The organism is Kitasatospora sp. NPDC091335 (assembly GCF_044757205.1).
Classification (GTDB): domain Bacteria; phylum Actinomycetota; class Actinomycetes; order Streptomycetales; family Streptomycetaceae; genus Kitasatospora.
In genome coordinates this window covers 255653-266985 of sequence record NZ_JBIVUM010000005.1, presented here as the reverse complement: position 1 = coordinate 266985, position 11333 = coordinate 255653, and the positions used below count along the sequence as shown (strand labels likewise).

General features: G+C 74.3%; 11 protein-coding genes. 3 read left to right on the top strand and 8 right to left on the bottom strand.

Annotation, left to right across the window (positions count from 1 at the left end; all coding sequences use genetic code 11):
* Positions 1-400: 400 nt before the first annotated feature.
* A complete protein-coding gene (locus tag ACIQOW_RS14870; RefSeq protein WP_401084144.1) occupies positions 401-2008 on the bottom strand; it encodes an LCP family protein in 1608 nt (535 codons plus the stop codon).
* Positions 2001-2615, bottom strand: a complete 615-nt coding sequence (locus ACIQOW_RS14865; protein ID WP_401084142.1) for a DUF6542 domain-containing protein — start codon at positions 2613-2615, stop codon at positions 2001-2003. The genes ACIQOW_RS14870 and ACIQOW_RS14865 overlap by 8 nt, the downstream gene beginning before the upstream one ends.
* Positions 2616-2879: 264 nt before the next feature.
* Here ACIQOW_RS14865 and ACIQOW_RS14860 point away from each other — a divergent pair, with 264 nt between their 5' ends.
* The gene (locus tag ACIQOW_RS14860) at positions 2880-3086 is read left to right on the top strand and encodes an antitoxin (protein ID WP_401084140.1); all 207 of its coding nucleotides are present in this window, start codon (positions 2880-2882) and stop codon (positions 3084-3086) included.
* Positions 3087-3157: 71 nt separating this feature from the next.
* Positions 3158-3838 (top strand): transglycosylase SLT domain-containing protein, encoded by a 681-nt coding sequence (locus ACIQOW_RS14855; protein ID WP_401084138.1) that lies wholly within the window; start codon positions 3158-3160, stop codon positions 3836-3838.
* Positions 3839-3951: 113 nt separating this feature from the next.
* On the opposite strand, the gene ACIQOW_RS14850 is transcribed toward ACIQOW_RS14855, so the two are convergent.
* From ACIQOW_RS14850 to ACIQOW_RS14840, 3 genes are all read right to left on the bottom strand, one after another.
* Positions 3952-4566, bottom strand: coding sequence for a hypothetical protein (locus ACIQOW_RS14850; RefSeq protein ID WP_401084136.1), 615 nt, complete (start codon positions 4564-4566; stop codon positions 3952-3954).
* Positions 4567-5622: 1056 nt separating this feature from the next.
* Positions 5623-6111 carry a hypothetical protein gene (locus tag ACIQOW_RS14845; protein WP_401084134.1) on the bottom strand — a complete coding sequence of 163 codons (489 nt, stop codon included), beginning with the start codon at positions 6109-6111 and terminating at the stop codon, positions 5623-5625.
* 53 nt (positions 6112-6164) lie between these two features.
* Positions 6165-6929, bottom strand: a complete 765-nt coding sequence (locus ACIQOW_RS14840) for a sigma 54 modulation/S30EA ribosomal C-terminal domain-containing protein (protein WP_401084132.1) — start codon at positions 6927-6929, stop codon at positions 6165-6167.
* A gap of 342 nt (positions 6930-7271) precedes the next feature.
* On the opposite strand from ACIQOW_RS14840, the gene ACIQOW_RS14835 reads away from it, so the two are divergent.
* Entirely contained in the window at positions 7272-9809 is a 2538-nt protein-coding gene (locus ACIQOW_RS14835) for a cytochrome P450 (protein ID WP_401084130.1), read from the top strand.
* A 19-nt stretch (positions 9810-9828) separates the two neighbouring features.
* On the opposite strand, the gene ACIQOW_RS14830 is transcribed toward ACIQOW_RS14835, so the two are convergent.
* The 3 genes from ACIQOW_RS14830 to ACIQOW_RS14820 all read right to left on the bottom strand — a co-directional run bounded on the left by ACIQOW_RS14830 (position 9829) and on the right by ACIQOW_RS14820 (position 11081).
* A complete protein-coding gene (locus tag ACIQOW_RS14830) occupies positions 9829-9984 on the bottom strand; it encodes a DUF6126 family protein (RefSeq protein WP_401084128.1) in 156 nt (51 codons plus the stop codon).
* 43 nt (positions 9985-10027) lie between these two features.
* Positions 10028-10369, bottom strand: coding sequence for a helix-turn-helix transcriptional regulator (locus tag ACIQOW_RS14825; protein ID WP_188299909.1), 342 nt, complete (start codon positions 10367-10369; stop codon positions 10028-10030).
* Between the two features lie 244 nt (positions 10370-10613).
* Positions 10614-11081, bottom strand: coding sequence for a hypothetical protein (locus ACIQOW_RS14820; RefSeq protein WP_401084126.1), 468 nt, complete (start codon positions 11079-11081; stop codon positions 10614-10616).
* Positions 11082-11333 lie beyond the last annotated feature (252 nt).

Genomic DNA, 11333 nt, shown 5'->3' with positions numbered 1-11333 from the left:
ACGGCACGGAGGAGGGGAACCTGCTCCGGAGGCGACTGCCGCTGTTCGCCGCCAACACAAACTTCGGCGTGCTCGAGGAGCACGGGCTGCTTCCGAGAGCGGCACCTCGCATGCGGCCGAGCCCGTCGCAGAAATCCTGACCGACGCCGGACGTGCCGAGAAGGCCGTCGCCGTCCTCGAACGGCACGCCCCCGCCGGCCACCACGTCCTGGCCGACGTCCTGGCCGACTGTCTCGTCCGCCTCCTCGTGCGGGCCATCGGCAACCTCCTCCTGCAACAGATCGACACCGGCACCGGCCTGCCGTCCGGTCAACCGGGACAGCCGGCTCCCCGGACACCCACGACACCATGCCGCTCCGGGACACCCGCCCGAGCTGACGGCCCGGCGCCGCCCGGAGACTCAGTCCACGCACGGAATGCCGCCCGCCTTCACCGCCGGTCCCTGCATCGGCAGGCCCGCCGCGGGGTCGGCGGACGGGTCGCCCGGCGCGGCGGCGGACGGGGGGACGGGCCTCGGGCTCGGGGTGCGGGCGAGGGTGAGCAGGATGCGGCCCGCCGGGACCCCGGCCGAGAAGACCGCGTTCACCCCGTACCGGGTGGCGAGCAGCTGTGCGTCGGCCCTGGCCCCGGCGCCGTACGCGACCGCGGTGGTCCTGGTCCTGGCCGGGGCGTCGCCGATCCGGCCCGCCTGATAGCCGAGTTCGGCCAGCGCCTTGGCCTCGCCGGCCGCCGCGCCCGCCCCCGCCGCCGCGTGGATGTCGACCGCGGCCCTGGCCGCCACGCTCGGGGTGGCGGAGGGCGACGGGGTCGGCTCGCCGGGCGACTCCCCCGGTGTGACGGCCGGAACGGCCGGCGCCGGTTCGTGGTTGAAGAGCTGCCGGACGATCTTCCTGATCAGGTCCGGGTTGACGGTGTTGACCTCCTGCCCGCCGACCGTCCTGAACCCGCTGATCGGCAGGGTGTTGAACTCCACGTTGCCGCCGGTCAGGTTGGGCGCCTGTTGGGCGAAGTCGAGGATGTTCCACTCGTTGTCGATGACCACGTCCTTCTTCACCACCGCGAACAGCTTCTGCATCTGCCCGAAGTCGTTCAGGATGCCCTGCTGCTTGAGCTTGTACTCGACGGAGGAGAGGAACGCCTGCTGCCGGTGGGTGCGGTCGAGGTCGCCGTTGGTGAGGTGGTGGCGCTGGCGGACGAAGGAGAGCGCCTGCGCGGCGTTGAGGGAGTTGATCCCGGCCGGGAGCCTGAGGCCGGTGCCGCCGCCCTCGTGGGTGGCGGTCCTGGCGGTGATCGGATCGTCCACCGGGTGGTTGAGGCAGACCTGGACCGGCTCGACCGCCTTGGCGATGTCGTAGAAGCCGATCAGGTTGACCTCGGCGAAGTGGTCGATCGGGACGTCCAGGAAGCTCTGCACGGTCTGGATGGTGGCCGAGCGGCCGGCCTCACGGCTGTGCCGCTCCAGCTCCGCCCTGGAGAGCCCCTTGCCCGCCAGCTTCTGTTCGGCGGTCACCTTGGCGATGCCGTACGCCTCCTTGATCTTGTGCATCTTCCCGTCCGCCCCGACGGTCTGCACGTAGTCGTCGCGCGGGACGGAGAGCGCGGTGACCCTGCCGCCGTTGGCCGGGATGTGCAGCACGATCAGGGCGTTGGTGTTGTACCCGCCGATCTCGCTGGAGCCGGCGTGCAGTTCGTCCTCCACGAACTGCTTGGGCAGGTCGTTGCCGTCCATGTCCTTGCGGCTGTCCAGGCCGATCAGCAGCAGGTTGACGGACTTGTCGAGGTGCGGCGGGGCGTTCTTCTTGGCCTCGCTCAGCGCGGCGGACTTGATCATGCCGTCGTCCAGGCGGCGGTACTCGTACCAGGTGAAGCCGCTGGCGCCGAGCACGGCGACCGAGACGGTGCAGGCCAGGGTGCGCCCGGCGACGGTCAGCGGGGCGGTGCCCCGGCGCGGGGCGTGTCCGCGCTGCCCGCGACCGCCGCCACGGCCGCTGCCGTTGCGCTCAGCCACGGTGCCCCCTTCCCGCCGGGGCGGCCGTCCTGCCGGGGCGTCGGCGCTCCCGCACCGTCCGGCGGCGGGCCGCCACCGTGCGGGCCGCGACCACCGCGAGCGCCACCGCCACCGCGGCCGCCATCACCGGGAACGCCCCGACCACCCAGCGCACGGCGCCGGTGCCGAGGTTCTTGCCCTGGTACTTCTCGGGGTGCGCCAGGTACTCGACGCCCGACGCGGTGAGCAGCACCACCACCGGAGCGGCCGTCACCACCCACCAGCGGCCCGCCCGGCCGCACAGCGCGGCCGCGGCGGCCGTCCCGAGCACCGAGCCCACCGCGAGCAGGGGGCCGACGCCGGGCCCGTCGAGTTCGTCCGCGACCGCACCGAGCAGGGGCAGCCCGACCGCCGAGAGCGCCGCCACCGTCCCGCCGCGCCGCCGCGCCTGCGACCGGCGGCGGGCAGGCCCGGGGCGGCGGGCCCGGACCTGCCGGGCCGTCCCGGTGTCCGTGCCGTCCCCGGCGGTGCCCGCGGCGGACGCCCGGGAGCGCTGGGCGGGCAGGGCGCGGTCCTCGGTGCGCGGTCCCGCGTGCTGGTACGGCGTTCTCGCCCGCTGACCGGCCATGCGCACTTCCCTCGATCGTTGCGGCTGCGGCGCGATGGCACCGCCTTGCGTGCCGGGACGCCTTCGACCCTGGTGGCGTCCCGCCGGCGACCCGACCTCTACATTGCTGTAGAAGACGGGTTGGAGCATACGAACCCATTTCAGCAAAGTCATCCGCTGCCACCCGGCAGCGGCAGACCGCCTGGTGGGGCGTCGTTAGGATGGTCATGATCCCCGCCACGTCGGCACATCATCAGGAACGCATCAGAGGAGCAGAGCGTCACCATGTTTGAGAATCTGAAGAACCTCGCGGACAAGGCCACCGACCTCGCCCGCGACCACGGCGACGTGATCGGGCAGGGCCTGGACAAGGTCGGCGACGCGATCGACGGCCGCACGGACGGCAAGTACAGCGGGCAGATCGACACCGGCGTCGAGAAGGCGAAGGACTTCCTGCGCAACCTCGACGGCGACCAGAAGCCCGCCGAGTAACCTGCCGCAGGACACGGTCAGCCGCTCGGCGATCGAACGAGCGCACGGGCGAACGGGGAGGGGCGGCAGCGGTGAGCGAGGAGAAGAAAGGGTCCGGCTGGGGACGCTGGCTGGTGATCGGCGTCGTGGTCGTGGCCGGGCTGGGCCTCGTCCGCGGCAACGGCCACGACGGCGAGGCCTCCGCCGACCCCTCGCCCACCGCCACCGCCCCGTCCTCCGGAGCGGCGCCTTCGGCCGGCTCCTCCGCGAAGCCGTCGAAGCCCTCCGGCCGCTACGACCCGGCCGACTACGCCGCGCCGGTCCGCCGGTACGCCGCGGAGGCGGGGGTCAACCCGCAGCTGCTGATGGCGATCCTCTACAACGAGTCGTACAAGCCGCACGACCCGGAGCTGGAACGGGCCTGGCAGCGCGGCAAACCGGACGCCTCCTTCGGCATCGCCAACATGCACCGGGCCGCCTTCGACGACACCAAGCCCGGCCGCCCCTTCGCCTCCCGCCAGTGGGAGGAACTGCCGGACGACCGCGACCTCGCCGTCCAGGCCGCCGCCTGGCACCTGCACGACCTCGCCGCGCAACTGCCCGCCCGGCCGGGCGTGTCGCTCACCCGGGACGAACTGGTCGCCCTCGGCTACAACGCGGGCGCCGGCAACATGCTGGCCTTCGCCAGGGGCGTCAAGATCGGCTCCCAGGCACAGTCCTACCTCGACCGGCTGCGCGACAACTGGTCGAAGTCCGGCGAGGCCGTGAAGTAGCCCGGCCCGTCGGCCGGCCGACGCCGGACCGGGCGGTCCCGGAGCCGCTCCCTCGCCGTGGCGGTCGGCTCCGGGCGGAGGACTCCGGAGGACTCCGGACGCCCCCGGTGGGCTCAGCCCCGGTGGCGGCGCAGCCAGAGCCCGATGGCGACCAGGACGACGGCGACGAAGGCGGTGCCGATGGCCGCCCAGGTGGTGGCGCCGGAGGTGGTCGCGTGGACGTGGCCGGGCGTGACCTCCCGGGCCGAGACGGGGGCGGCGGTCGGCGCAATCGCGGTACCGGTCTCCCGCAGCGGGGCGGGCGTCACCCCGGCGGACCGCGCCGAGCCGTCCGTCCCCAGGGGTTCCGGACCGGTGATCTCGGGGGCGTCGACGTCGAGTTCACCCTCACCGTGCCCGAGGGCGGGGAAGGCGCAGTCCACCGTCACCCGCCAGTGCCCGGCGGGGAGCGCCTCCCTGGTGGTGTACGTCCCGGGCAGACCCGGGACGGTGACCAGGCGCCAGGGGCCGAGGGTGCGGCCGTCGGCGGCGCTCGCGGAGAGCGTTCCGGTGAACTCCCCGGTCACCGGGTCGTGGTCGTTCTCCCAGGTGGCGAAGGTGCTGACGCGGCCGTTCTGCTGGCCGGTGACATCCAGGTGGACGGTGTCGCCGTGGGCGGCGGCGGGCGCGGCGGCGGACAGCACGGCCACGGCGGTGAAGGCGAAGACGGTGAGGGGACGGGTTCGCATACGGGCAGGTCCTCGGGGCGGTGTGGGGGCAGGGACGCTGGGAACGGCCTGGTGCCGGGGTGCGGCCGCCGCCGGGTCGGGCGGCGGCCGTTCCCGGCGCTACGGGTCTTCGGACCCACGGGCCGTGGGGCCCACGGGTGTTGGCGGCTCTGGTCGAAGGGTTGGGGTCGCAGGGCTCGGGCGGAGGGGCTGGGGTCGGGCGGCTCTGGTCGAAGGGTTGGGGTCGCAGGGCTCGGGCGGAGGGGCTGGGGTCGGGGGGCTCGGGTCGAAGGGCTCGACCGACGTACGGGCTGACCGGTTTTACGGACTCACGGAAACAGCCTTACCCGGAACGGCTCATGAGATCTTCGGCAGCGACCAGTTCCGGTAAGACCCGCCGTCCGGGCCGCCGCGGCCCCGACAGCCGTCCGCCGCGGCGTGGCCGCCCACCGGCTCCGGGCAGCAGGGCACCGCCGTCCGCCCCGAAGGTGAACCCACCCCCGGCGGCGCCGAGTTGCCCTGCCCGCACGAGACACCGGGGACGAGACGGACCGGGGCGGGCGGGGCGGCCCGGACGATGCCGATCACCTGGCCGTTCGACAGTGCCTCGAAGCCGGCCGCGGCCGGGGCCGGAACTCCGGCTCAAGACGGCGGAATTCGGCGCGATCTGGCTGATACTCACCTCCGGCCGCGGCGGAGGGGGTTCGGATCCTCCGCCACTCCGGAGACCGGAGGGGGCGCCCGGGAATAACGGAAACCTCTTGCGGAATTCCCCGGGGCGTCGATCCGCCGGGAACGCCCCGGGGCGGGGCGGCACCGGGCAGGGCGGCGCCGGGCGGGGCGGCACCGGGCAGGGCGGCGCCGGAGAGCACCGTCATCGGGGGACGGACGCTCCCCGGCGCGAAGGTGGTGGCGGCCACCCGGCCGCAGCTCCGGGGGGCGCGACCCGGTTGGCCCCGACGGAACGCCGGACCCGTAGGCCGACGTCCGCCGGCGCCCTGAAACGGCTGCCCTCAGACCCCAACATGCCCAGAAGAACGGCTATATGACGAAACGTCAGGATCGCGAGGGCGAGAGTCAGGCCGCGGCCTTCACCGACCCCGCTCCGAAGGACACCGCACCGGCTCGCGCCACCGTTGCCGCACCGCCGCCGGCCGCCGTGCCACCGGCCACCGCACCGGCGCCACAGCCTCCGTGCAACCGGGCCAGCCCCGCCGCCAGAGCGGCCCGGTCCCCGCCCAGCCAGAGCCGCAGGGCCGCCGAGAGCGCCGCGCTGGCAGGACCGGCCGCAGGACCACCGGTCCTGACCAGCCGCTCGCCCAGCAGCGGCAGCAGGTCCGCGACCGGAGCGGGCAGCCACAGGGTGAGCGCGAAGGGCGCCGGTCTCGCCAGGACGCGCAGCAACGGCAGGACGGAGGCGTCGTCGTGCAGCGCGGGGATGACCTCCAGCAGCCCGTCCACCGCCACCTCGGAGACGTCGCCGCCGTGCCCGCGCGCGAGGTCGCGCAGCAGCGCGCGCTCGGCGGCGGTGATCCGGACGGTCAGCATGACCTCGTCGCAGTCCATGGTCCCGGCCCCCTGTCGTGGAGAATTCGTGGTGTGGTCGTCCCGCCGTGGTGTCAGTGCTGTGCCGACAGGGTTCCTGCCCCGATCCGACCGTCCGACACCGGCACCATCAGGCCGTAGTGGCCGTCGAACCGGCGGTAGAGCACCCGGATCCGGCCGTCGCCGGAGTCGGTGTAGCCGGCGAACGGGCGGCCGGTGAGCCAGAGCCGGCGGGCCGCCTCGGCGAGGTCGAGCGGGGGCAGTGCGCCGGTGCCCGCGGCGCACAGTTCCACCGAGCCGTCCGGCGAGCAGCGGTGGACCAGGCTGTCCCGTCCGGTCGCGGCGTCCGCGAAGAGGTGGAACCGCCGGTCGAGGGCGAGCAGTTCGAGCACGGCCTGCCCGGGGGTGCGGCGGGCGGGCACGACCGCCTTGTGCCGGGCGATCCTCCGCTGGGCGAGCGGGCGGTACGCGAACTGCGGACGGTAGGCGCTCTCGTACGCGACGGCGAAGCCGATGTCGCCCTGTTCGCGCAGCCGGACGGCCCGTCCGGCGAGCGTGCCGAGCGCCAGGTCGACGGACTCCCGCGCGGTGCCGGTGGCCAGCTGGACCCGGACCGGGCCGACGCCCGCCACCACGGCGTCCGCCTGGGCGAGTGCGGGCCTGGCCACCGACCGGTCGCGCGAGCGGGTCAGCCGCAGCCGCAGCGCGCGGGCGTCAGGACCGAGCCCCGCGGCGGTTTCCAGTGCCCGGACCCGGGCGTACTCGGCGTCCTCGCGCGGCAGTTCGCCGCGGATCTCCACCCGGACGTCGGGGGCCGGCCGGTGGCGCAGACGGGTCATCGGGTTCCTCCTTCTCCGCCACCATGCTGACCCTCGTACGTCCGTGCGGCGAGGGTCCAAAGACCCTGCCTTCCGGGCATGCCGCGGATCACCCGGACGGACGCATCCACGCAGGTCAGCACGGATTTTCGAGCACGCACGAAAGGGTCGATCCGATCGGCCGTTGGAGTGATCCCCGCACATTCGGCGCAACGCCCGGGGAACCGGCGCGTTTGCCATGACGTGCGCCCTCCCGCCGGGGGCGCGCGCGGGGTCCGCGCTGGACGGTCCCCCGCCTCCCGGTCGGCCCGCCGGTGCCGACCGGCGCCGTCCGCACCGGCAACTCTGGTGAGAGGTTGTGTCATGTCCCTGCTGACCGAGACGCGGAAGCTGATCGTCCCCCCGAGAACCGCACCCGGTCCTTCCCCCCTGGCCCGCGCCGCCGTCCCCCCGCTGGCCCCCGGTGCCCTGCCCGGTCTCGGGCACGCCGCCGCCCTGCTGCGCGACCCGCTCGGCTTCCTCGGCTCGCTCGCCCGGTACGGCGGCGTGGTCCGCGTCCGGCTCGGCCCGCGCACCGTCTGCGTGGTCACCGACGCCCGGCTGGTCCACACCCTGCTCGTCGCACTGGCCCACGACTGCCCGCGCGGCGCCGTCCAGGACACCCTCAAGACGGCTTTCGGCGACGGCCTGCTGATGTCCGAGGGCCAGGCCCACCGCGACCGCCGGCGGATCGTCCAGCCCGCCTTCGGACAGGACCGGATGGGCGAGTACCTGGCCGTGATGCAGCAGGTCACCGAGGAGCGGGCCGGACGCTGGCGCCCCGGCCAAGTCCTCGACGTGGCCAAGGAGATGAACCACCTCGCGCTGGAGATCGTCACCCGCTCCCTGTTCGACGCCCGGCTCAGCGAGGACGCCACCGTCGCCTTCCACCGGGCGCTGCCGGACCTGGTGAAGGGCCAGATCGTCCAGTCCCTGTACCCGACCCCGGGGCTCGCCCGGCTGCCGCTGCCCGTCAACCGGCGCTTCGAGGCCGCCGTCCGGGCGCTCAACAGGGTGGTCGACCAGGCCGTCAGCGGCCGCGCCGCGACCGCGGGCGCGGGGCAGGGCCGGCGCACCCTGCCCGCCCTGCTGCGCGCCGCGACCGACCCGGCCACCGGCTGCCCGCTCACCGAGGCGGACGTGCGCGCCGAGGCGATCACCATGTTCGGCGCGGGCACCGAGACCGTCTCCACCACGCTGACCTGGCTGCTGGACGAACTGCTGCGCCACCCCGAGGCGGAGGCCCGGATCCTCGCCGAGCTGGACGAGCACCTGCCCGCGGGCACCGTCCCCACCCCGGAGGCGCTGGCCAGGCTCACCTACACCCGCAGCGTCACCCAGGAGGTGGTGCGGCTGCACGCGCCGAACGCCTTCCTGATGCGCACCGCCCAGGTGCCGGTCGAACTCGGCCCGTACCGTGTCCCGGCCGGTACCGAGCTGCTGTACAGCCTCACGGCGCTGCACCGCGACCCGGTGCGCTACCCGGAGCCGATGCGCTTCAGGCCCGAGCGCTGGCAGGACGCCGGCGGCACCGGACGGCCGTCCTTCCTGCCCTTCGGGGCGGGCAAGCACAAGTGCATCGGCGAGGCCTTCGCCTGGGCGGAGCTGACCGTCGCGGCCGCGGCGATCCTGCGCCGCTGGCGGCCGACGGCGGTGCCGGGCGCCCGGGCCCGCGAGGTGGTGTGGACCACGGTCCAGGCGCACGGCCTGCGGGTCCGGCTCGCGCCGCGCGGTGCGCGCTCCCCGCGCGGGGGCGCCTCGGCGGCCTCCCCCGAGGGTGATTCCGCCTCCTCACCGGGAGCCACAGTGCCCGCCCGGGCCGCCGGGCCGGCACCGGGCCGGTGTCCGTTCGCCGACCTCCTCTGCCCGGCCACCCTCGCCGCGACTCCCCCACTGCCCCCGCTGCCCCCGGTCACCCCGGCGCCCGCCGTCCCGGCGGACCCCCGCCGGTCCCGCGACCTGCGCCTCGCCGCCGACCGGCACGCCGACTGGGCGGTCCACCGCGGCCTGCTCACCCCGTCGGAGCTGCCCCGCTACCGGGCCTACGCGCTGCACGAGCTGATCGGCCACGCGTTCCCCCGCGTCCGGGGCGCCGAACTCGACCTCCTGGTCGACGTGCTGGGCTGGTTCACCATCCTGGACGACCGTTTCGACGGCTCGCCCGGGCGCCACCCAGCTGAGGCCCACGCCCTGGTCGACCCGCTGATCGCGGTCCTCGAAGGAGCCCGCGGCGGGAGCCCGTCCGATGGCCGACTACTCGACTCCTGGCGGGAGTTGTGGCACCGGCAGACCGCCTCGATGTCCCCCGAGTGGCGCGCCAGGGCGGCCCGGGAGTGGCGCGCCTGCCTGGCCACCTTCCCCGCCGAGGCCGACCACCGCGCCCGCGGCACCGTCCCCGCCCTCGGCCTCGACCTGACGGACACCATGCGGCTGCGCCGGCACGGCAGTTGCCTCTACCCGTTCATGAACATAATGGAACGGGTCCACGGCGCCGACGCCCCGGCCGCCCTGCACGCGGAGCCCGCGCTGCACCGGCTGCGGGCCAACACCGCCGACGCCGCCACACTGATCAACGACCTCTATTCGCTGGAGCGCGAGGAACGGCAGACCACGGCCGCGTTCAACACCGTGCTCACCCTCCAGCGGACCCACGGCTGCACCCGGGGCCGGGCCGTCCACGCGGTGCGCGTCCAGGTGGCACGGCTGCGGCAGGAGAGCGAGGAACTGCGCCTCGAGCTGCTGCGCCGCCATCCGGCCGGACGCTGGTACCTGGAGGGCACCCGGCAGCTGGTCGCCGGTGTGCAGGCGTGGACCAGCACCAGCGACCGCTACCTGGTACCGGACGGCGGGCGGCACCGGTGAGCCGCCCGCCCCCCGGGGGCTACTTCCGGTCGCCGAGCGCGAACAGCAGCAGCACGAAACCGGCGAACAGGTGCGTGGCGAAGATGTAGATGCCCGCGCGGATCAGCATCGCCTTGCGGCGCCGCTTCTCCTCGCTCGTACCGTCGCCCGTACTCTCGCCGGTGCTGTCGTTCATGGTGGTGCTTCTCCTCGGATCGGGCGGACGGGCCGGGCGCGGCTCAGCGGGGCCGGCCACCGGTGGCGCGCAGCTCGGTGAGCAGCGCGCCCTGGTCGGTGATCAGCTCCGTCAGGATCCGACGGGCCGCGCGCAGCAGCTCGGCGACGTCCGGGGTGCTGAGCGCGTACACCACCGTGTTGCCCTCACGGGTCGCGGTGACCAGCTGGGTGCGGCGCAGCACCGCGAGCTGCTGGGAGAGGTTGGACGGCTCGACCTCGATCTCCGCCAGCAGCTCGCGGACCGGCCGGGGGCCGTCCTGGAGCAGCTCCAGGACCCGGATCCGCACGGGGTGGCCGAGGGTGCGGAAGAACTCCGCCTTGGCCTGGTACAGCGGGACCGGCATCGTCCGCTCTCTCCCTCGGGTCCGGTTCGGTGGTCGTCCGGCCGGGCGGGGGTCGATGCCGCGGCCGGTAGGCATCATCGCGACAGATGAAGATTTCTTCAAGTCGTCACTGCGCGCCGGCTCCCCGCAGACCCCGGCCGGACGGCCCCTCGCCCGGCCGCGACCGGGCCCGGACATCCGAAAGCCGAGCCCGGGATGCTGCCAACTCCCGGGCTCGGCCGTCATGGTGACGATATGTCAGCCGTCAGCAGACTACAGGCACGTCCACCGTGGCCGGCACCTGGCCGCTCCAGAACCCCTCGACGTCGAAGGACACGTGCACGGTCGACCCGCAGGCCACCGTGGCCGCGATGCCGTCGACCCGCACGGTGGACACCTGGAACACGGTGCGGCCGTTCACCGTACCGAGCGAGGCCCCGCCGGCCACGTTCGCCGACAGGTGGGTCACCAGGTCCTTCGGCGCCGGCGGCCACGGGGTGCCCGGGGACGGCGGACCGGCCAGGCCGATCTTCCCGTAGATCGCGACGCTGTCGCCGGTCACGTCGGCGCAGGCGTAGGTGGCCAGGCCGGCCTGGAGGCTGTAGGAGCCGCAGGTGGTGACGGTGGCGGTGGTGGTGGCGGCAGTCGGGGTCGCGGCGAGCGCCGGGACGGGCGCCGCGAGCAGGGTGACGGCGCCGGCGGCGATCCAGGTGGCGCGACTCATGCGGTTCATCGGTGCCTCCTCCTTCGGAGGGTATGAGGACGGACTAGGGCAGGTGATGTGGGACATGTGATATTTCATAGGCCCACGACAGGAACTTTCCCATGCGATTCCTGTGCCCTGGCGCCGATTTACCCTTCGAACCGAACCCTCGACCGAAATCAGACCTTCGATGGCGCAATCACCCTCGGACGGCCCAACCGGCACCGCCATCCAGGCGACGCCCGCGTGGAGCCCCGGTGAACCACGTCCGAACCGCCGCCG